This window comes from Paraburkholderia sp. A1RI_3L (genome assembly GCF_048957895.1).
Lineage (GTDB): Bacteria > Pseudomonadota > Gammaproteobacteria > Burkholderiales > Burkholderiaceae > Paraburkholderia > Paraburkholderia kururiensis.
In genome coordinates, this window is the sequence record NZ_JARCHA010000023.1 from 1 (window position 1) to 19,962 (window position 19,962).

At 64.6% G+C, this 19,962-nt stretch carries 19 protein-coding genes and 1 pseudogene; 9 read left to right on the plus strand and 11 right to left on the minus strand.

Translation table 11 applies throughout. From position 1 onward, the window contains the following. A partial coding sequence (locus PXJ20_RS31245; RefSeq protein ID WP_421057472.1) for a T6SS immunity protein Tli3 family protein occupies nt 1-385 on the plus strand: 385 nt, incomplete at its 5' end. Between the two features lie 42 nt (nt 386-427). Beyond that, entirely contained in the window at nt 428-685 is a 258-nt protein-coding gene (locus tag PXJ20_RS31250) for a PAAR domain-containing protein (RefSeq protein WP_421032270.1), read from the plus strand. A gap of 15 nt (nt 686-700) precedes the next feature. Here PXJ20_RS31250 and PXJ20_RS31255 read toward each other — a convergent pair. The 7 genes and pseudogenes from PXJ20_RS31255 to PXJ20_RS31285 form a co-directional block, all read right to left on the minus strand. Continuing rightward, nucleotides 701-1,184: pseudogene (locus PXJ20_RS31255) on the minus strand (transposase); the annotation flags it as partial. Nucleotides 1,185-1,284: 100 nt separating this feature from the next. Next, nucleotides 1,285-2,484 (minus strand): porin, encoded by a 1,200-nt coding sequence (locus PXJ20_RS31260; protein ID WP_421032271.1) that lies wholly within the window; start codon nt 2,482-2,484, stop codon nt 1,285-1,287. Between the two features lie 62 nt (nt 2,485-2,546). Further along, a complete protein-coding gene (locus PXJ20_RS31265) occupies nt 2,547-3,065 on the minus strand; it encodes a TIGR00725 family protein (RefSeq protein WP_421032272.1) in 519 nt (172 codons plus the stop codon). 7 nt (nt 3,066-3,072) lie between these two features. After that, entirely contained in the window at nt 3,073-3,912 is an 840-nt protein-coding gene (locus tag PXJ20_RS31270) for an ABC transporter permease (RefSeq protein WP_277598218.1), read from the minus strand. Nucleotides 3,913-3,952: 40 nt separating this feature from the next. Further along, a complete protein-coding gene (locus PXJ20_RS31275) occupies nt 3,953-5,041 on the minus strand; it encodes an extracellular solute-binding protein (RefSeq protein ID WP_026121654.1) in 1,089 nt (362 codons plus the stop codon). 115 nt (nt 5,042-5,156) lie between these two features. Beyond that, entirely contained in the window at nt 5,157-6,197 is a 1,041-nt protein-coding gene (locus PXJ20_RS31280) for an ABC transporter ATP-binding protein (protein WP_421032273.1), read from the minus strand. A gap of 4 nt (nt 6,198-6,201) precedes the next feature. Continuing rightward, entirely contained in the window at nt 6,202-7,050 is an 849-nt protein-coding gene (locus tag PXJ20_RS31285) for an ABC transporter permease (RefSeq protein WP_277598215.1), read from the minus strand. A 161-nt stretch (nt 7,051-7,211) separates the two neighbouring features. Here PXJ20_RS31285 and PXJ20_RS31290 point away from each other — a divergent pair, with 161 nt between their 5' ends. The 3 genes from PXJ20_RS31290 to PXJ20_RS31300 all read left to right on the plus strand — a co-directional run bounded on the left by PXJ20_RS31290 (nt 7,212) and on the right by PXJ20_RS31300 (nt 10,973). Continuing rightward, nucleotides 7,212-8,204 carry a LysR substrate-binding domain-containing protein gene (locus PXJ20_RS31290; protein ID WP_017775750.1) on the plus strand — a complete coding sequence of 331 codons (993 nt, stop codon included), beginning with the start codon at nt 7,212-7,214 and terminating at the stop codon, nt 8,202-8,204. Continuing rightward, entirely contained in the window at nt 8,194-8,454 is a 261-nt protein-coding gene (locus PXJ20_RS31295) for an endonuclease NucS domain-containing protein (RefSeq protein WP_421032274.1), read from the plus strand. Before PXJ20_RS31290 ends, PXJ20_RS31295 begins: the two co-directional genes overlap by 11 nt. Nucleotides 8,455-9,146: 692 nt before the next feature. Then, nucleotides 9,147-10,973: an ATP-dependent nuclease gene (locus tag PXJ20_RS31300; protein ID WP_421032275.1), complete on the plus strand. Its 1,827-nt coding sequence runs from the start codon at nt 9,147-9,149 to the stop codon at nt 10,971-10,973. Between the two features lie 410 nt (nt 10,974-11,383). On the opposite strand, the gene PXJ20_RS31305 is transcribed toward PXJ20_RS31300, so the two are convergent. The 4 genes from PXJ20_RS31305 to PXJ20_RS31320 form a co-directional block, all read right to left on the minus strand. Continuing rightward, on the minus strand, nt 11,384-12,247 hold the full coding sequence (locus PXJ20_RS31305; RefSeq protein WP_017775756.1) for a universal stress protein: 864 nt from the start codon (nt 12,245-12,247) through the stop codon (nt 11,384-11,386). Further along, nucleotides 12,244-12,786 carry a universal stress protein gene (locus tag PXJ20_RS31310; protein WP_199541860.1) on the minus strand — a complete coding sequence of 181 codons (543 nt, stop codon included), beginning with the start codon at nt 12,784-12,786 and terminating at the stop codon, nt 12,244-12,246. Before PXJ20_RS31310 ends, PXJ20_RS31305 begins: the two co-directional genes overlap by 4 nt. A 69-nt stretch (nt 12,787-12,855) precedes the next feature. After that, entirely contained in the window at nt 12,856-14,118 is a 1,263-nt protein-coding gene (locus tag PXJ20_RS31315) for an acetate/propionate family kinase (protein ID WP_421032276.1), read from the minus strand. Nucleotides 14,119-14,163: 45 nt separating this feature from the next. Beyond that, nucleotides 14,164-15,003 (minus strand): universal stress protein, encoded by an 840-nt coding sequence (locus PXJ20_RS31320; RefSeq protein WP_017775759.1) that lies wholly within the window; start codon nt 15,001-15,003, stop codon nt 14,164-14,166. Nucleotides 15,004-15,454: 451 nt separating this feature from the next. Between PXJ20_RS31320 and PXJ20_RS31325 the strand changes: the two genes are divergently transcribed. From PXJ20_RS31325 to PXJ20_RS31340, 4 genes are read left to right on the plus strand one after another with little or no spacing between them, the layout of a single operon-like run. After that, nucleotides 15,455-16,069, plus strand: coding sequence for a hypothetical protein (locus PXJ20_RS31325; protein WP_421032277.1), 615 nt, complete (start codon nt 15,455-15,457; stop codon nt 16,067-16,069). Beyond that, nucleotides 16,059-16,805 (plus strand): beta-ketoacyl-ACP reductase, encoded by a 747-nt coding sequence (locus PXJ20_RS31330; RefSeq protein ID WP_017775761.1) that lies wholly within the window; start codon nt 16,059-16,061, stop codon nt 16,803-16,805. Before PXJ20_RS31325 ends, PXJ20_RS31330 begins: the two co-directional genes overlap by 11 nt. Beyond that, a complete protein-coding gene (locus PXJ20_RS31335; RefSeq protein WP_421032278.1) occupies nt 16,802-18,748 on the plus strand; it encodes a PHA/PHB synthase family protein in 1,947 nt (648 codons plus the stop codon). Before PXJ20_RS31330 ends, PXJ20_RS31335 begins: the two co-directional genes overlap by 4 nt. Beyond that, nucleotides 18,745-19,788, plus strand: coding sequence for a bifunctional enoyl-CoA hydratase/phosphate acetyltransferase (locus PXJ20_RS31340; RefSeq protein WP_017775763.1), 1,044 nt, complete (start codon nt 18,745-18,747; stop codon nt 19,786-19,788). The genes PXJ20_RS31335 and PXJ20_RS31340 overlap by 4 nt, the downstream gene beginning before the upstream one ends. Nucleotides 19,789-19,962 lie beyond the last annotated feature (174 nt).

Sequence of the window (19,962 nt, forward strand, 5' to 3'; positions counted from 1 at the left end):
TAATGGCGAAAAAGGCTGCATCGTGCCTTTATGGTATTCGACAGACGGCGGGAAAACCTTCCATTCCAAGGTGTACATGGATCACAGTTTCAACGCGTTTGAGGACTCGAAACGATACACGGTCGCCGCCACCCAAAATAAGCTCTTTGTAGCTCAGGTCGATTACGGAGACGAGAATGGCGATCCTTATGTGACAGAGTATCCGCTAGTTCCTGATATCGACCTAAGCAAGCCATATCCCCCAGGAATCCACGGCTCTACATTTATGGCCTCGAAGCGACCAGGCATTTTTTCAAAGCTCAAGACGCCATCCGGACAGGACCGCATCATCTGCAATCCCTCCATCAAACCGACCAATCCCGACGCGCCGCTGGCTCCACAGTAAGGCATCGGGATTGATTACACAGCAGCAGCGAGCAACATCATCATGACCCCCCCCGTATGCCTCGGCGATCCAACCACGCACGGCGGCGTCATCAAAACCGCGTCGTCAACGTTCAACCTCGATGGCAGAAAAGTCGCCCTGTGGCACGACATCGTGTCGTGCCCCCAGCACGGCGATAACCCGATCATCGAATGCGCGGAGGGCTACAGCGAAGACGGCCGCAAATGGGCCGTCGATCTGTGCCGCACACGGTGCGGCAGCCAGGTCATCGCCCGCAGTACGGGAATGAACATCGCATGAGCCGGATGTGGGTTATTCGCCTAACGACAGCCAGGCCGAGAGCCGGCGATAACCGAAGCGCGGCACCTCTTGCGACGCTGCAATCAACTGATCGCCCAGCAGCTGGTCTTTCTCCGGCTGCTTGAGCGTGTAGGTCGGCATCCGGCGACTGAATCCCAGGTAACGATATGGCTTGCGTTGTGATAGACCCCGCCGAGTCGGGACTTCCAGCGCTTCGCGCCGGCCCGTCGGGGTGCTCGTTGTTTTCGACTGAACTCCTTCAGGCCGTCGATCACCAGCAGTTGCTCAGCAATCAGGCGTTTCAACCGGTCGTTTCTGATTCGAGCTCTTTGAGCCGACGGGCTTCGGCAACATCCATGCCGCCGAACTCATTTCGCCAGCGGTAGAACGTCTGCTCCGTGATGTTGTGCCGCTTGCACAGATCCTTGACCGGCTCCTCGCGGCGCTCGGCTTTCCGCAGGACACGGATGATCTGTTCGTCGGTATGGCGCTTCTTCATCGAGTTCTCCTTGCCTCCAGGATAAGAGAACTCACTTGCCGTTTGGCTACACAATCCGTCATTGAACCGCGCGAGCGGGCGTCGCCGCCCGCTGTGCACGCTAGAACCGATGCACGATACCCACGCCGGCCGCGACCTGACTGCGCGACGACGCCGGCGCGCCACTGAAACCATCGCCAATCGATGGCGTGGCGGCGACGACCTTGTGGTTACCCGACAAGGTATCGCCGTTCGCACGCTGATACGCTTCGACCATGTAGACGCCCGTACGCTTGGACACGGCGTAGTACTGCGACAGCGTGAACTGGTGATACCGCGCAGCGTTCGTGATGCCATTGGCTAGCGTGGCACGCGTGTAGCTATAGCCGCCCGCGAAGTCCCACGCTGTCGAAGGGTGGAAGTGCAGCACCGCGCCCGCGGTGTTGAAGATGGCCGTGTTGCGGAACGACGAACCCGTGCCGGGGATGTACTGGACGTTCGAATACGAAGCTGACACGTCCCATGCGTCCGAGAAGCGGTAGCCGCCCGTCACCGCGAAACGCTGCTGCGCCTGCGCGGTCTGGTAGCCGTTGTTGATGGCGGAGACGGCCGTTTCCGCACCGCCGTTCGATGTCGTCGACGAGGCACCCCACGCGCCGCCGCCGGGCGTCGAATTGTTCACGCGCTGATACGCCGCCCCGATGCCAAGAGGCCCGTTCGTGTATTGCAGGCCCGCGCTCCAGGTCGATCCGGCATTGATGCTGCCCGGCACGCCGCCGAACGCATACGAGGCGGCGAACGTGAAGCCGCCCAACGTCGGCGACTGGTAGACCAGTGAGTTGTTGGCGCGGTAGATGTTGTCGAGCGAGTCGATATCCCCGGGATGCGCGCCGAAGTAGCCGGTGATCCAGGTGGTCGGGCTCCACGGCGACAGAATCGTGTAGTAGGCCGTGTACTGGCGGCCAGCCGTCAGCGTACCGAAGCGCCGGTTGGTCAAACCCACCCACGACTGCCGTGTAAACATGCCACCGGAAAACTGCGAGGTGCCGTTCGCGCTGTTCACGCCCGCTTCGAGCGTGAAGATCGCCTTGGTGCCGCCGCCCAGATCTTCGCTGCCCTTCAGGCCGAAGCGGCTGCCCGCCCACACGCCGGCGGTCATCTTCACCACCGAATGACCGTTCGAGGTCGAGCCGACCGAGGTCGCACTGTTCTGCCAGGCAAGGCCGTTATCGACGATCCCGTACAGCGTCACGCCGCTCTGTGCATGGGCGCTCATGGCTGCGCCGCCAAGCACGCACGACGCGATGATGGTCTTTTTCATAATTAGTCATCCTATTTAATTGACAAAAAGATCTCTACTACCGTGAAACCCTGTTGCGTGTATCAGGAAAGCGTGGCGAGCCAGTGCGCCGCGCGCACGAGTACCGCATCCGCCGAATCGAAGCATTCGACGCCCGCCACCAGCGGTGCGTCGCAGACCGCGAACACCGGCTTGCCCCATTGCAGTCCGAGCACAATCTCGGACAGCGTGCCGAGGCCACCACCCACCGCGATGAGGCACAGCGACGCGCGTGCGATGAGCGCGTTGCGCGTGATGCCGAGCCCCGTGGGCAGCGCCACACCGAGGTACGGATTCGCGCCTTGCGCGTCCTCTTCGGGCAACAGTCCTATCGCGATGCCGCCCGCGCGCTGCGCGCCACGCGCGGACGCTTCCATCACGCCGCCCTTGCCCCCGCCAAGAATCGTCATGCCGGCCTGTGCAAGCGCATAGGCGATGGTCTCGGCGACGCGCAACTGCTCCGCGGTCGCCTCGCGCGGGCCGATCACGCCCACCGGCATCCGATGCCGGTTCTCCGTCCGCTGACGCGCGGCGAGGTCCGCGAGCGCGGCCTCGGCCAGCATCGGGCGTTCAATGTTGCCTTGGTCTGACAATCCATTCCCCCATTGCAAGAACACAGGTGCACAGCGCCGTCAGCACGATGGACAGCACAGCCGCCTGCGAGAAATCGGTCTGCCCATCGGACAGCTTCAGGTACATCAGCAGCGGCAGGATGTTGATCTGCGTGCCGGCCAGTGCGACGGCAGTGCCGTAGGTCCCGAGCGCGATCGCCGCAACGAGGCACCACGCCGACGCCACCGAGGGCCACAGCTCGCGCCACGCCACGTCGATCCAGGCGCGCCACGGCCCTGCGCCGAGCGTCAGCGCCGCGTCGAGCGGGCGTCGGTCGAAATTCGCGAAGGCCGGGTAGAGCATCAGCGCAACGCGTGGAATCAGGTAGTACGCGTAGGCGATCACCAGCCCGAAAGTGGTGTAGATCACCCCGCCCACGCGCGCCGGGTCGGCGCCCAGCTTCGCGAGCAACAGGGTTACGAACCCTGCGCGGCCGAACGTCAGGATGAAGCCGTAGGCAATCACCAGACCGGAAAACGCGAGCGGCACGCCGAGCATTGCCAGCCAGAGCCGGCGGCGCTGCGGCGACTGCCCGGCGAGCGCGATTGCCAGCGCGATGCCGACCATGGTGGACAACGTGCCCGAGGCCGCCGCAAGCCCGATGGAGCGGACGATCGCGTCGCCCACCAGTGGATCGCCGAACACGGCGCCAAACGCGTGGCCGCCGCCGTCGAACGCGGCCACGACCAGCGACGCGAGCGGCAGCGCGAACGCGACGGCGAACAGGATGGCGGCCGGCATCGCGCCGAAGCGGCGCAGCAGGCCCGCGTTGCGGGTATCGAGTGTCGGGTGTCGCATCACCGGCCGCCCTGGCTGTCGTGACAGAACGTCATGCCGTTCACTGGCCGAGCGTCGCCTGCGACCAGAGCTGGTCGACCAGCGCCTTCTTCGCCGCCGCCTTCGCGACGTCGAGCGGATGCACCTGCGGCGCGTCCGGCATTCTGGCGGCCACCTCCGGCGCGAGCGTGACAGCGGGCACGGCGGGGCGCACGTAACCGCGCGCGAACAACGCCTGCCCCGCATCGCTCATCACGTAGTTGAGCCAGAGCTGCGCCGCGGAAGGATTGGGTGCGTTCTTGACGAGGCTCATCGCGTAGGGGGCCGACACGCTGCCGTCCTGCGGAATCACGACTTCCGCCGTGTCGCCCATGCCGTCCACGTAGCGGGCCTTCAGCCCGTCGTTCTCGTAACCGATCAGAACCGGAATCTCGCCCTTCACGAACTTCGCGTAGGGCGTGGTGCCCTCCACGCGCATCACGTTGCCGACGGTCTTCAGCTTGCCGAAGAAATCGGCGCCCGGTTTCGGATCGTCGACGCTGCCGCCCATCGCGTAAGCCGCCGCGAACACATCCACCTGGCCCTGGCCCGTGGAACGCGGATCGAGGTAGACGACCGCATTGTGGTACTCGGGCTTGAGCAGATCGGACCAGCGCCGCGGCACTTCCTTCACGAGCTTGCGGTTGACGAGGAACGCGATGTTCAGCGAGTGGACGGTGAACCAGCGGCCGTCGGGATCGCGGAACACTTGCGGCAGCTTGTCGAAGTTGAGCGGCTTGAACGGTGCGACCAGGTCCTTCGCTTTCGCGTCGAGTGCGGAAGCGGCGAAGTAGTACGCCGTGTCCGCCTGCGGACGGCGGCGCGCCTTGTCGAGCGCCACCACGGTAGCGGCCGAGCCGATGTCGTTGTAGGTGATCTCGACCTTCGGATAGCGCTCGCGAAAGCCGGCGAACAGCGACTTCCAGTTGGCCCACTCGGGGCCGGTATCGAAAGAAACGACGAGGCCTTCGTCGGTCGCCTTCTCGTAGAGCGCCTGCTCGCCAGCGTACAGCGGCACACGCGGCTCGGCATGAGCCGCGCACGCGAGCAGCGCGCCGAGCGCGAGCGCAACGGCACGCATACGTTGGATCAAGGTAGGTGTGGCAAACATCGTGGTTCTCCGGGATGCGTAAATGCGTAAGAGAGGCCGGTCAGGTATCTGACGAAGCAGAGGGGTGTGTGGATTTCAAGAAAAGCCGGCTGCGCACGGCGCGCCGCACGCGCATTTATTCGCGCGCCGCTGCCGGCAGTACACGCAGATGGCGCGGGTCGATGGCAATGCTGTGCTCCGCCACGACGCGGCCCTCGCCGAGCAGCGGCGCGGCGGCCCCGTGCGGGAGGAAGTCATAGCGGTGTGTTGAGCCGAAGTAGCGGACCTCGCCTCGGGTGCCGCAAACCCGATTTGCGCGGCCCGGCTCGGGGTCGGCCTGCACATGCTCGGGACGAAGCAGCAGTTCGACGGCGTCGCCGGGGCGATGCCTGCCTGTCTCGGCGCAAAGCGTCGTGAAGCCGACGTCGATGCGGTCGGTGGTCGTCACGCGTCCGCGCAGAATCGTGGAATGTCCGATGAAGCGCGCGACGCGCACCGAGGCCGGCGCCTCGTACAACTCGCGCGGCGTGCCCACCTGCAGCACCCGCCCGTCTTCGACGATGGCAACGCGATCGGCCATGCTGAGCGCCTCGTCCTGATCGTGCGTCACAAACAGTGTGGTCGCACCGCACGCACGTTGTAGCGCGCGAATCTGGTCGCGCAGTTGATGGCGGATGCCGGCATCGAGTGCCGCGAGCGGCTCGTCGAGCAGCAGCACGCGCGGCTCGATGACGAGTGCGCGGGCCAGCGCGACGCGCTGCTGCTGACCTCCCGAGAGCTGCGCCGGCGGCCGGTCAGCGTGATTCGCGAGGCCCACGCGGTCCAGCATGGCGAGCGCCTGGCGGCGCCGTGTGCCGCGCTCGACGCCGCGCATCTTCAGGCCGTAGGCCACGTTGTCCGCCACGCTCAGGTGTGCGAACAGCGCGTACTGTTGAAAGACCATCCCGACGCCGCGCCGCCAGACCGGCTCGCCGGCAACGTCTTGCCCGCCGATCGCGATGCGACCGGTGTACCCGGTCAAGAGCCCCGCCGTGAGGCGAAGCAGCGTGGATTTGCCCGATCCGCTCTGGCCGATCACGGCCAGCAGCTCGCCGGGCGCGGCCTTCAGGGAAATGTCGGCGATGCCGTGCGACGCGCCCGGATACGTGTAGCTGACGGTGTCGAATTCGAGACTCATGGTTTCACTTCAGTCGTTGCACGGTGGTGATCGAGGCAAGCGTCGCAGCAACGGCGAGCACGAGCAGCACGACGGTCGCGGCACAGGCAAAGCCCGAGGCGCCATAAAACGCCTGCAGCAACACGACGGGATAGTTTCGATAGCGGAAGCCCGCAATCAGGTTGGATATCTGGAATTCGCCTATCGACAGTGCGGCCACCATCACCAGACCCGCAAACAGGCTGTGACGCAGGCTGGGCAGCGCAATGGTCAGGAACTGGCGCAGCGGCGTGGCGCCGAGCGTGGCCGCGCAGGCTTCGAGCGTCGCGAGATCGAGGTGGCGCAGGTCGGCCAGCAGCGTTTGCAGCAGGTACGGCATCGTCAACACCGCATGCGCGGCGATCATCAGCCACAACGTACCGAGCCACGGCAGCGCATCGCCGCCGAACACGGCGATATAGCCGAACCCGAGCGTCAGCGCAGGCACGGCGACAGGCAACAGCATCACAAGCCGCGCGGCGAGGCCGTGACCGGCGCGCGCCCGGTGATGAAGCGCATAGGCGAGCGGAACGCCGAGCACGGTGTTGAGCGCGCAGCACGCCAGCGCGACCGTGAGGCTCGTGCCGAACGCGCGGCGAAAGCTCGGATCGGCTGCGAGGTCGGCGTACCAGTGTGCGGTCAATCCGGTCGGCAGCAGCGTATTGGTCCAGCTCCGGCCGGTTGAGCCGATCAGAAGCAGCGCGATGGGCAGCAGCAGGTAGAGCGCGAACAGCACGACGACTGCCCGCACCAGCATGCGCCCCGGCGCCGGGGCGCGCGTGCTGCGACAAACAGGAACACCAGCCGGGCGAGCCGTGGCGGCAGGAGAGTGCATCGGGCAATTCCGTAAACGAGCGACAGGACGGCGCTAAAACCAGTTGAATCAGTCACCTGGCTTCGCGATGACGGTCGCCAGTGTGCGATCCCGACATGGCATCGTCATGAAAAAAACGTACAAACCACGCATCGATCTTTGCGAATCCGGAATACCTCGCGATGAAGCACCTCTATCCGAACATGGCCGAACTGCATGCGTTCGCAAGTTCAGCGAAACATCTGAACTTTTCGTATGCCGCGCGCGAACTGGGGCTCACGCCGAGCGCGGTCAGCCGCCAGATCGCCAACCTGGAAGCGCTGTTCGGCGTGAAGCTGTTCACGCGCGAGGGGCGCAATCTGTCGTTGACGAGGGCGGGGCAGCTCTATCACGGACGCGTGACGGCGCCGCTTCGTGAGATCGGCAATGCTTCACTGGAACTGCTGAGCGTGCGCGAAGACAGCGACCTGCTGACTATCGCGAGCGTGCCGACCTTCACGACCAAGTGGCTGGTGCCCAGACTGCCGTCGTTTCTGGCGGCGGCGCCGAACGTCACACTGAGTTTCCGGCGCCATCTGGCACACGGCGACCCGTTCCCGCTCGGGCTCGACGCGGCGATCCGCTATGGCGACGGCCGCTGGGACGGCCTGTGCTGCGACTATCTCGACGGACGCACTTTCGTGCCGGTCTGTTCACCCGGCTTCGCGGCAAAGCACGCGCTGCGCACGCCGGCCGACCTCGCCGCCGCGCCGCGGCTCGTGCATGAGCAGGCCGAAAGCGTCTGGTTTCAGTGGTCGCAAGCCTATGGCGTTGCACCCATGAACGCATTCTCGGGACCGCGTTTCGAGCAGTACGCGGTGTTGATCCAGGCGGCGCAGTCCGGGCTTGGCGTCGCGCTCGTCCCGGCGTTCCTGATAGGCGTACCGCTCGCTGCGGGCGCGCTCGTACAGCCCATGGACGCGCCCGTCGACGTCGACGATCAGGGGCACTTCCTCTGCTATACGCCCGAACGCTTCGATACGAGTACGGCATTACGCAAACTGCGGGACTGGATGCTGGGAGAATTTGCTGCCGCGCGACGCGGTGGTTTCGGCACCGCATCGTCTGTGACACGGGTTGAAGACGGGGCCGCCAAATGGAGCCCGATCAGGCAGACGCCAGGCGATGTTGCGTAGGACTGTCGTGAGGGCACCTCCAGAGCATCTGATTCGCAAAATAAACTCGCTTGAGAAGGGACTGCGTTTCGTTGAAAGGCAGGTGGTCAGCGATGTCGGTCGGATCGAAACACTTGCTCAGGACGCAAGCGGGCGCCGGGTCGTTATCGAGTTGAAGGTCGGAGAGGTGAAGGATGCCGCAGTCGGTCAGATTGACAGGTACCTCGGTTGGTACGCCCGGCGGGATGGTAACCCCCGCGAGGAATGTTGATAGCCAGCGATTTTCCCGAAGCCGTGCGCTCTGCGGCGGAATCTGTAAAGTAGCTTGCGCGGGTGCGGTATGCCCTTGCGCGGTTGTTCGACGGGAACCGGAAGGCGCAGATCGCGCTATCGACCGAACCGGTAGCTCATCAGAACGGGCGCTGCGCACGCCTGGCATCCTCTTTCGGCGGGCTGTGGCGTGGCATGTCGCTACTCCGTGCGCGACGCTGAGGCCTGTACCTGAAGTATTCGCCGCGCGTCGTCTGGCCGGTACCGTAACGTAGACCGTATTAATCGTGTCAATACGGCGTGTCGATGCGCGCTGACATCGGATCGGCCTTGCGGGACAAGCGTTTGCGGGCGCAAATTAAATGTGTCAACGACTACGGGACATCTGATCTGGCCGACTCCATCGATGTCGGGACGTCCGTCTCGGCTCGACGGACTGAGCGGCCGTGCGAAGGCAAGTGCGAAGCGGCTAGGTCTCTGTACGGCCATCTCCGGTCACTCACTCTCGGGTGTTCCCGGGCGTTCAAACGTCGGTTCTGTTTTCGATACCGGACAGTGGCTGCCTTTCGCTTTTAGTCCTATGATATAAATTAATCGAATCCCGGACTCCAGCGTCAGACTTTTAGTGCATAGGGCGTCCAGCCTATCCACAGCGCGTCCTCAAGCTTCAATGTTTGCTTACAAGGGATTGTCATGAAACTGCACTCGTTGAAGATTGACGGCTACAAGCGTATTCAATCTGTGAAGCTGCTCTTTGGTGACGCGACTTTTCTCATCGGTCCCAACAATGCTGGCAAGAGCACTGTCCTAAAAGCCATTGAGTGGCTGCTATCAGCCAAGAAGGCAATTCCCAGCTCTGAGTACTTTTCTGTTGTCGACGGCGAGACGGGGGAAACAAAGCCCGTTGTTGACACTATAACGTTGGAAGCTGAGTTCAGAAATCTTCCCATGGAAGCGAAGCAGTGGCGAGGATTCAAAGGCCGTATTTTTTCCTACCCAACAGACGACGAATCAGACACTGGCCTATCGGTGACCTATCGAAAGACCTTTTCACTTGGAAAAGATGTTGTCATCGAATTCAGGTCAAAGGAACGTGAAATTAAGCCGGAATTTTCCGACTACAAGACGGGACAAGATCTCATTGACAAAGGGGCGCCACTGACGGAGGTCAAAGAACTATTTGCTGATCTCGGAGCCAAGATCGGCTCAAGCAAGGGCGCACTCGAGAAGCTGGAGCAGCTCGACGCCATTTGGGATACCAAGGATTCGGAAACTTGGTTTCAAAATCCTGGAGGTATTCCAGGCGTGGTCCTGAAGATGTTGCCCCGATTCCTTCTCATACCTGCCGATACGTCTGTAGCTGAAATTGAGGGCACTTCATCGGGCGTACTCGGAAAGACTCTTAATGAACTGTTTGAGGATGTTCGGAGTGCGTCTGAAAATTACAACAAGGCTCAGGAGTATCTGAATAAGCTGGCTCTTGAGCTCGATCCAGAGGACAGTGGCTCAGAATTCGGAAAAATGATTATTGAGCTAAATGCGGTTCTTGCCGGGGTATTTCCCGAATCACAACTCCATGCCACCGCGAATTTGAGTGACCCGAATACTGCCCTCAGGCCGACATTCAATGTCGAGATGTCCAGTAACGTCAGAACTCCCGTTGCCCATCAGGGTTCCGGAATGATCAGGGCTGCTGCATTTGGCATGCTTCGATTTAGGCAAAGGTGGCTTTCTCGAAGAGAGGACGATCACGCTCGGTCACTGATCGTTTGTTTTGAGGAGCCGGAAATCTATCTTCACCCAAGTGCTGCGAATCAAATGCGCGACACTATTTATGAGTTGAGCGGGCAAGAATCTCAAATTATTGCTACTACGCACTCCCCATTCATCATTGATTTATCGAGAAAGCCAAAGCAGATATTGAATAGCCTCAGATTTGATGGGTCAGGCATAACATCTTCTCCATTCAATGTGACAGATGCCTTTCGTTCTCTTGAAGAGGATGCAAGAGATCATGTAAAAATGCTCCTGCGCGTTGACGATCATGTCGCCAGAGTGTTTTTTACAAGGCACGTTGTCATTGTTGAGGGGGATACAGAAGAGATAGTTATCAAGGAGACTCTTAAGCGCCTGCCAAAGGATCGCTATCTTAAAATTGTCTCGAATTTCGAAATAATCAAAGCGAGAGGAAAGGCATCCATTATTGGCCTAGTTAAGTACCTCGTTTCCATGGGTATTGAGCCAATTGTTGTCCATGATCGCGACAACGGCGTGATTGGGGCTGAGATATTTAACCAGCCAATTGCTGACGCACTTTCTGGTAAAGGCAAAGTCATCCAGATGCATGAGAACATTGAAGATGAAATGGGGTACGCAGCCCCGTCCTCAGAAAAGCCTTTTAGGGCATACCAAGAGACGCAGAAGTGGGGCGATGATTGGGGTGGAGTCCCAGAAGCATGGCGGGCAAAGATGGTCGAAATATTCGGTGAATACGTCGAGAACGTTGGCTCAGATATCTAGTCTCAAGCCACGCCGATTGTTGTTGCCCATATAGGTGCGCTGGCGCCTGCAGGTCGAGGCGGCGCCTGAAGTGGCGCCCTTAGTTTCGTGGATTATCTAACCCCACACCACGCGGCGGGTGCCTTTCTTCTCGGGCCAAGGTCCCCTAACTAGTCGCGAGCCGACCGACAGACGCCGCTGGATCAAAAGACGGCTCCGGGTCGACAACCGTCACCAATCTCCCCAACTCCCCCCCAAAAAAAACGCCCACCACTCACCTGTCCCAAAAAGTGAATGGCGGGCGCAGCCGATGCGCGAGGGCTTGTCGCGCTTCCGGGACCGAAGATTCAGTCGCCTTTCCTGCATTCGTTCACGGCGCTTTGCCGGTGCCCCTCAAGGCGCCGATTGATGCGTCAATTAATGGCCCCCCCTCAATGCGCCATCAAAACCGGCACCGTCATCGCCTCCAGCATCGTGCGCGTCACCCCGCCCAGCACGCGCTCCTGCACCCGCGTATGCCCATACGCGCCCATCACGAGCAGATCGGCATGCACGTCTGAAAGGCGGTTCAGCAGCGACGTGCCTACGCTCATGCCCGCCACGTGCGGCATCGTCGCGAACGACGCGCTCACGCCGTGGCGCGCCAGATAAGCGGCGAGGTCGATGCCTTCGGGCGCGTCGAGCGAATCCAGGTTCTCGTTGCGGCCGTGTTGCACCACCTGGATCGTGACGAAGCGCGCGCGGCGCAGAATGGGTAGCGCGTCGTGCACGGCGCGCGCGGACTCACGGCTCGCGTCCCACGCAATCAGCACGTTTTCGCCGAAGGTGCGCATCTTGCCGATGTACGGCAGCACGATGGCCGGCACACCGCTCGCCATGACGAGATCGCCCACGAAGTTGCTCGCGATGTACGCGGCGGGGTCGTCCGGGTCGTACTGGCCCAGCACGAGCACGTCGGCGTGGCGCGCGTGGAGCGTGGCGGCGTCGATTGCCTCGCCGCGCGGCGCGCGCCATTCCGCGGAGACGCCCGCAAGGCGCGCCGCTTCGTTGAAGCCTTCCTCGGCGCGGCGGGCGCGTTCGGCCTGCTGTGCTTCGTTCACGGCGAGGCGCAGGCTTTCGTCGTCGCGATAGATCGGCCGGAACAGATCCTGGCAGACCACGTAGAGCCCGATCAGATGCGCGTCGTTGCGGCGCGCGAAGTCGCAGGCGAAGGCGAGGCGCGTAGCCGCCTGACGGCTGTCGTCCAGGTGAACGATGATCGTGCGCCAGGCGGTGGTGCGGGCAGACGCGTTCATGACGGCTCCTTCGCGCTTTCGGGCGACTGCTTTTCGGGCGACTGTTCGGAGGCTGCGTTGTGCACCGGCTCAGGCTGATCGGGGTGGACCTCGCCGTGCGCCGGTATCAGCAGCACGGCGCAGGGCGCCGTACGCAGCACGCGTTCGGCCACGCTGCCGAGCACCAACCGCCTGAAGCCGCGTCGTCCGTGCGTGCCCATCACGATGAGATCGGCGGGCAGGGCCTGGGCGGCGAGGCGAATGCGATGCGCTACGTCTTCGCCCGGCGGCTCCACTTCCACGATGGTCGGTGTGCCGTGCACGCCGTGCTCGGTCATGCGTTGCGCCGCATCGGCCATGACGCGCGCGCCTTCGTCGCGAAACGCGTCGCGCACGATGGAGGGGTCGTAGCCCGGCGCGTCGAACGGCAGTACGGGAATGTCGATTACGTAGAGCGGCGTCAACTGCGCGCCGCTTTGCTGCGCGAGCTGCAATGCTGTGTCGAGTGCGCGCGACGACGTTTCGCTACCGTCCAGCGCGACGAGAATTCGGGTGTACATGGCGGGCCTCGGCTCGAATGACATGCGTTCAATCATCGGTAGAGGACCGGCAGGCGGTCCTGATCTGGATCAAGCGGCGGGGTCGCGTGAAACGGAGGCGACTGGGCGAGTGGCGTCGCCCAGCAACTGCCACGCGCTTTGCGCGGCCACCCATTCCTCGTTGGTGGGTTCCACCACCACGGTGACGCGACTCGACGGCGTCGAAATGACGTGGGCGTTGGCGCGGTTCGCATCGCTATCGAGTTCGATGCCGAGCCATTGCAGCGCCGCGCACACACGTTCGCGCACAGGCGCCGAATGCTCGCCCACGCCCGCGGTGAAGACGAGCATGTCGAGCCCGCCCAGCAGCGCCACGAGCGCGCCCGTTTCGCGCACGATACGGCGCACGTAGAGCGCAAGCGCGTCGCGGGCGCGTTCGTCGTGGCGCTCGGTGTCGAGCAGCACGCGCGGATCGCCCGACGTTCCCGACACGCCCTTGAGCCCTGCTTCGTCGTAGAGCAGCCTGCCGAGCGCGCGGTGCGACAGCCCCCGCACTTCGATCAGGTGCAAGAGCACGCCGGGGTCGATGGAGCCGCAACGGGTGCTCATCATGAGCCCGTCGAGCGCGGAGAAACCCATCGTGGTGGCCACGCTTTGCAGGTTCTGCAGCGCGCAGAGGCTCGCGCCGCTGCCCAGATGTGCGGCCACCACGCGACCGCGCGCCTGCGCGCCGAACGCTTCGCTGAGCGCGACCGAAAGGTACTCGTACGAGAGCCCATGAAAACCGTAGCGCCGCACGCCTTCGTCGAACATGGCGTGCGGCAGCGGCAGCAGTTGCTCGCAGCGCGGCAGCGTGCGGTGAAACGTGGTGTCGAACACGGCGACCTGCGGCACGCCGGGCAGGGCGCGCATCAGAATCTCGATGGCGCCGATGTTGTGCGGCTGATGCAGCGGCGCGAGCGGAATAAGCGTGCAGAGGTCGTCGAGCACGGCTTCGTTTACCACCACGGGCGCCGTATGGCGCGCACCGCCATGCACGACGCGATGCGCAACGGCGGCAAGCTGTACGTGATCGTTCTGCGTGCGCACCCATTCGATCACGGGCGCAAGCGCCGCGCGGTACGGGTCGCCGTCCGACGCCCCCGGCTTGATGGGCACGTCGACACCGTCCACGCGCATCCGCAGCGTCTCGCCGATGCCCTCCACTTCGCCCGAGCGCCGCGGCCGGCGCGGCGGACCTTCGGCGGCGCGATCGCTGCGTTCCTCGTCAGCAGGGCAATCGAACAGCGCGAACTTGATGCTGGACGAACCCGCGTTGAGCACGAGAATGGCGGCGGGGGTGGGCGAAGGCATCGGCGAAGGCATCGGTGTCGGCATGGGCATCGACGGCATTCGCCTTCAGTGCGACATCAGCACAGGCATCGTCATGGATCGCAGCAGCGTGCGCGTGGCGCCGCCCATCACCAGTTCCTGCCAGCGCGCGTGGCCGTAGCCGCCCATCACGATGAGGTCGGCACCGGCGTCGGCTGCGCGCGAGAGCAGCGTTTCGCCCACCGGCACACCCGACGGACTCTCGAACTCCACGACCTCCACGGTCACGCCATGGCGCGCGAGCACGAGCGCGACGTCCGCGCCCGGAATGCGGCTGCCGGACGGCTCGCCGCGCGTGCCGTTGATGGTGAGCACCGTGGTCTTCTTCGCGTGGGCGAGCAGCGGCAGTGCGTCGTGCATGGCACGCGTGGCTTCGCGGCTGCCGTCCCAGGCCACCACCGCGTGGTGTCCGATGGACGGAAACACGCCCGTGTAGGGCACGAGCAGCACGGGGCGCCCGCAGGTCATCACGAGGTTCTCGGCGAAGTGGTCGGCGATGTACGAGTCCGGGTCGTTGGGGTCGTTCTGGCCCGCCACGATCAGGTCCGCATAACGCGCGCGGCGCGGCACGGAAAGGTTCGCGTATTCCGTGGTGGCAACCCATTCGCCTTCCACCTTTGCGCGCGCGATCTCGGCGTGAAAGAGCCGCTCCAGCGCCGCGCGGTGCTGCGTGCGCTTGCGCTCGTGTTCGATGAAGTAGTCCGCCGACCCGGCCATCACGTAGAACGAGCGCGGCTCGGGCGTGAAGGTGGCGAAGAGGCCGGTGAGATGCGCCCCGAACTGGCTCGCGAGCCGCAGCGCGATTTCGAGGCGCGGATGCGCCCGTTCGCTCGTATCGAGGTGAACAACGATGCTCTTGTAGCTCATCGCGCGTGCTCCGCAAAAAAGAACCAGGGTGACGGTATGCCATGGAGTCTAGAAAGCGCCGCGCGTACCCCGTTGATACAGATCAAGCGCGAAGGAGTGCGACTGTCTTGCGCCGATGCCGCGGCGTGTTGCGCCGGTGCCGTATGTGCCATATGTGCCCTATGCGCCGTACGCACCCTACGCACCCTACGCACCGTATGCGGGGCCGCTTCGCTTGCTGCGTATGAAAGCGCCGCCTTCGGTGCACCGCAGCAGGGAACGCCTGGCGGGATTGATACAGGTCAACGCCCGGGAGGACCGGTCGCCTACAGTGAAACCCGACCATCCGGCAGCGGCGTGCTTCACTCGACTGAACCGGTCGAACCCATCGAACGGGCTCGGCCGGCGCACCCGTGCCGGAGCGCCCGAACATGGGAACGCGCGGGGTCGTCGACACACGAGGAAAGGGATCATGGCAAACGAATACAACGCGTTGCTGGAAACCTGCCGGGCCAACGCGACCATTGCACTACGCATGCTCGCGCTCGGCCAGCAATGGCGACAGCAGGCGCTCGCATGGCAGCAGCGCCGCGTCGAGCGTGACCGCAACGCCGTGCAGCAGGCGCTTGGCGCCCTCGCTCACGCGCAGGACTGGAACGAGATGGTGGCGGGCTACCACACCGTGGTGCGCGACTACCTCAGCGTGAGCACGTCGCTCTGGCAGGACGGCATCCAGATCGCCACGCAGGCGCCGCGCGAGGCCGGCAACGGCGTGCAGGAAGCACTGCGCCAGTGGCAAGGCGCGTGCACGGGCGAGTGGCACAAGCTCACCGCCGCCAACGGCGCCGCGCTGCCCATGCGCGACTGGATGGCCGCGTTCGAGCGCACGGCCGAGTCGGTGGCGCATGCGGTTGCGCAGGCATCGACCTCATTGGCCTCATCGGCCTCATTGGCCTCATCGGCCCCATCGACCTCATCCCCGGCCAGCACCGAAACCGCAGACTCAACGACCACTGCCGGACCCTCGGCCAGACAAACAGCAGCCGCGCGTTCGCGCGCCGCGAAAGGAGACCGCCATGCCGACTAAACGCGTTGCATTCGTGACGGGCGGCATGGGCGGCCTCGGCGCCGCGATCAGCCGACGGCTTCACGACGCGGGCATGACCGTGACCATGTCGCATTCCGAGGCCAACGACCACGTGTCTACCTGGCTCACGCACGAGCGCGACGCTGGCCGCACGTTCCACGCCTACGAGGCCGACGTCGCCGACTTCGATTCCTGCGAGCGCTGCGCGCAGCGCGTGCTCGAAGAGTTCGGCCAGATCGACGTGCTCATCAACAACGCCGGCATCACGCGCGACTCCACGTTCATGAAGATGAACAAGACCGACTGGGAGACCGTGATCCGCACCGACCTCGACGCGCTCTTCAACATGACCAAGCCGTTTCTGCCCGGCATGGTGACGCGCCGCTTCGGGCGCATCGTGAACATCGGGTCGGTGAACGGCTCGCGCGGCTCGTTCGGGCAGACCAACTACTCGGCGGCGAAGGCGGGCATTCACGGCTTCACGAAATCGCTCGCGCTCGAAGTGGCGAAGCACGGCGTGACGGTCAACACCGTGTCGCCCGGCTTTCTCGCCACGCACATGGTGGAAGCCATACCGAAGGACGTGCTGGAGGCGAAGATCCTGCCGCAGATTCCGGTAGGGCGCCTCGGCCAGCCCGACGAAGTGGCGGCGCTCATCGCGTTCCTGTGCTCGGACGACGCCAGCTTCATCACCGGCGCGAATCTCGCCATCAACGGCGGCATGCACATGCAATGACCGAGGCCAACGCACAGCCGACCGCGCCGGCGAACGCACACACGCCTGAAAACGAGCCGGTTTCCACGAAACCCGCGAAGGTCACAAAGGCCGCGAAACCCGCGAAGGCCGCGAATGTTACGAAGGCGCGCAGGAACGCTGCGCATCGTTCGGGGCAGGCCATCGAGCCTGTCGAGGTCACGCTGCATCCCGACCGGCTACCCGCGCCCACCACTCGCGACGACCCGCTCGACCGCGCCGCGCATGCCGCGCTCGCCATGACGACGGGTGGCCTTTCGCCCGCTTCCATGGCACTCGCCTGGCTCGACTGGAGCATGCATCTGTCGGCCTCGCCGGGGAAATGTCTGGAGCTTGCGCTGCGCGCCTGGCGCGACGCGTGGCTGCCGGGCGCGGGCAGTGCGCTGGCGGCGCACGCAGCACCCAACGACACGACCCACCACCCGCCGCCCAGCGAGCAAGCCGCCCCGGCCACGCCCGACCCGCGCTTCGCCGCGCCCGCCTGGTCGCTCTGGCCGTTCTGCGTGTATCGCGACACGTTTCTCGGCATGCAGCGCTGGTGGGAAGACGCCACCACGGGCGTGCCCGGCGTGGAGCGGCATCACGAAGAACTCGCACGCTTCGGCGCGCGGCAATGGGTCGACGCCTGGTCGCCCGGCAATTTCGTGGCGACGAATCCCTCCGTGCTCGAAGCCACCGCGAAGACGGGCGGCGCGAACTTCGTCGCGGGCGCGCAGCAATGGCTCGCGGACTTCGAAGACATGGCGGCAAGCCACGTGGCGGGCCGTCCGCGCAGCCCCTCGGCCTACCAGCCGGGCCGCGACGTGGCCATCACGCCGGGCAAGGTGGTGTGGCGCAACGCGCTCTGCGAACTGCTGCAATACGCGCCCAGCACGGCGCACGTGGCGCGCGAACCGGTGTTCATCGTGCCGTCGTGGATCATGAAGTACTACATCCTCGACCTGCAGCCGCACGATTCGCTGGTGCGCTTTCTCGTCGATCAGGGCTACACGGTCTTCATGATCTCGTGGCGCAATCCCGGCGCGGAAGCGCGCGACCTGGGGCTCAACGACTACCTCTCCAACGGCCTGCTCGCAGCCCTCGCGCAAGTGCGCGAACGCTGCGGCGAGCCTGTGCATGCGGTGGGCTATTGCCTTGGCGGCACGCTGCTCGCCATCGCTGCCGCGACGCTCGCGCGCGACGGCCACACGGACGCGCTGCGCTCCGTCTCGCTGCTCGCGGCGCAAACGGATTTCACGGAGCCCGGCGAACTCGGCCTCTTCATCGATGCGAGCGAACTGGCCGCGCTCGATGCGTTGATGTGGCGCCAGGGCTATCTGGACGGCGCGCAGATGGCCGCCGCGTTCCAGTTGCTCAACGCGCGCGACCTGATCTGGTCGCGCATGATGAGCGAATACCTGCTGGGGCGCCGCTCGAAGCCCAACGACCTGATGGCCTGGAACGCGGACACCACGCGCCTGCCGTACCGCATGCACACGGAGTACCTGCACAGCCTGTTTCTCGACAACGACCTCGCCGCAGGCCGCTATCACGTGGACGGGCGCAACGTGGCGCTCTCCGACATCGAATGGCCCACGTTCGTGGTGGGCACCGAACGCGACCACGTTTCGCCGTGGCGCTCGGTCTACAAGCTGCTGCTCTTCACGCACAACCCCGTCACGTTCCTGCTGACGGCGGGCGGCCACAACGCCGGCATCGTTTCCGAGCCGGGGCACGCCGGGCGCCACTACCGCTGCGCCACGCGCGAGCGCGGCGCCCCGTATCGCGGACGGCAGGAATTCCTCGACGAAACGCCCGTGACCGAAGGCTCCTGGTGGCCGCGCTGGACCGAATGGCTGCGCACGCAGTCGAGCGGGCAAGTGAAAGCGCGCGCCGTGCCGGATGGTCTCGGTGACGCCCCTGGCACCTATATCTTCGAACCATGAACGACATCCTCAAGACAGACGGCGAGCCCGCGCTCGAATACGACACGCGTGTGCCCGTGGGCGGTGTGACCCAGCCGCTGGTGGTCGGACTGCCGGGCCTTTTGCCCGCCGCAAACGGCGAGATGCCCGCGCTGCTCGCCATGGCGCATCGGTGCGGGCCGGTGCGCACGGCGATCGTGCATCCGTGCGACGCATCGAGCCTTGCCGCGCTGGTGGAAGCGAGCGTGGGGCGGGGCGCGGGCTTCATCGACCCCGTGATCGTCGCGCCGCGCCGCAAGGTGGAAGCCGCAGCCGCGCAGGCAGGTATCGACCTCAGCGGCATTCCAATCGAAGACGTGCCGCACAGCCACGCGGCCGCGCAGCACGCCGTGGAGCTGGCCGCGCGCGGCCAGGTGCATGCGCTGATGAAAGGCAGCCTGCACACCGACGAGCTGATGGGCGCCGTGGTGGCGCCGGCCTCGGGCCTGCAGACGGGCCGGCGCATTTCGCATTGCTTCCTGCTGCATGCGCCCGCCTACGAGCGCCCGTTCATCATCACGGACGCCGCCGTCAACATCGCGCCGGACCTCGCGCAGAAATTCGAGATAGCGCGCAACGCCATCGGCCTGGCGCACGCGCTCGGCGTGGAAGAACCGCGCATGGCCGTGCTGTGCGCGGTGGAGACCGTGAACCCGCAGATGCATTCCACGCTCGACGCCGCCGCGCTCGCCAAGATGGCCGACCGTGGGCAACTGGCGGGCGCCGTGGTGGACGGCCCGCTCGCGTTCGACAACGCGATCTCCGACGTCGCTGCGCGCATGAAGGGCATTACCTCGCCGGTGGCAGGCCGCGCCGACATCCTGCTCGTGCCCGACATCGAAGCCGGCAACATGCTCGCGAAGCAGCTGGAGTTTCTGGGCGGAGCCGCGAGCGCCGGCATCGTGCTGGGCGCGCGCGTGCCCATCGTGTTGACGAGCCGCGCGGACAGCGTGCCGGGGCGCATCGCGTCGTGCGCGCTCGCGGCGATTCTGGGCGCGCGCGAACGCGATGGCGCAGGCTGAACGCGGCACGGCATGCCGGGGAACGTCGAGCGCCGTCGACGCGCATCAACGCTGATCGGCGCCCATCGAAGCCGGTTGATACACGTCAACGGCATGCGGGCACCGGGTTCTAGAGTAAGAGCATGCAGCCACGCGCTTCGACCAAGTGGCATGCGGACTGGCCCGCTCCCGGGG

Coding starts and splice junctions, on each gene's coding strand:
- PXJ20_RS31305 (WP_017775756.1), bottom strand. CDS start 12,247: ATGAACGCGTCTGCCCGCACCACCGCCTGGCGCACGATCATCGTTCAC.
- PXJ20_RS31260 (WP_421032271.1), bottom strand. CDS start 2,484: ATGAAAAAGACCATCATCGCGTCGTGCGTGCTTGGCGGCGCAGCCATG.
- PXJ20_RS31290 (WP_017775750.1), top strand. CDS start 7,212: ATGAAGCACCTCTATCCGAACATGGCCGAACTGCATGCGTTCGCAAGT.
- PXJ20_RS31295 (WP_421032274.1), top strand. CDS start 8,194: ATGTTGCGTAGGACTGTCGTGAGGGCACCTCCAGAGCATCTGATTCGC.
- PXJ20_RS31250 (WP_421032270.1), top strand. CDS start 428: ATGACCCCCCCCGTATGCCTCGGCGATCCAACCACGCACGGCGGCGTC.
- PXJ20_RS31270 (WP_277598218.1), bottom strand. CDS start 3,912: ATGCGACACCCGACACTCGATACCCGCAACGCGGGCCTGCTGCGCCGC.
- PXJ20_RS31310 (WP_199541860.1), bottom strand. CDS start 12,786: ATGTACACCCGAATTCTCGTCGCGCTGGACGGTAGCGAAACGTCGTCG.
- PXJ20_RS31285 (WP_277598215.1), bottom strand. CDS start 7,050: ATGCACTCTCCTGCCGCCACGGCTCGCCCGGCTGGTGTTCCTGTTTGT.
- PXJ20_RS31335 (WP_421032278.1), top strand. CDS start 16,802: ATGACCGAGGCCAACGCACAGCCGACCGCGCCGGCGAACGCACACACG.
- PXJ20_RS31320 (WP_017775759.1), bottom strand. CDS start 15,003: ATGAGCTACAAGAGCATCGTTGTTCACCTCGATACGAGCGAACGGGCG.
- PXJ20_RS31330 (WP_017775761.1), top strand. CDS start 16,059: ATGCCGACTAAACGCGTTGCATTCGTGACGGGCGGCATGGGCGGCCTC.
- PXJ20_RS31340 (WP_017775763.1), top strand. CDS start 18,745: ATGAACGACATCCTCAAGACAGACGGCGAGCCCGCGCTCGAATACGAC.
- PXJ20_RS31300 (WP_421032275.1), top strand. CDS start 9,147: ATGAAACTGCACTCGTTGAAGATTGACGGCTACAAGCGTATTCAATCT.
- PXJ20_RS31325 (WP_421032277.1), top strand. CDS start 15,455: ATGGCAAACGAATACAACGCGTTGCTGGAAACCTGCCGGGCCAACGCG.
- PXJ20_RS31280 (WP_421032273.1), bottom strand. CDS start 6,197: ATGAGTCTCGAATTCGACACCGTCAGCTACACGTATCCGGGCGCGTCG.
- PXJ20_RS31315 (WP_421032276.1), bottom strand. CDS start 14,118: ATGCCTTCGCCCACCCCCGCCGCCATTCTCGTGCTCAACGCGGGTTCG.
- PXJ20_RS31275 (WP_026121654.1), bottom strand. CDS start 5,041: ATGTTTGCCACACCTACCTTGATCCAACGTATGCGTGCCGTTGCGCTC.
- PXJ20_RS31265 (WP_421032272.1), bottom strand. CDS start 3,065: ATGCTGGCCGAGGCCGCGCTCGCGGACCTCGCCGCGCGTCAGCGGACG.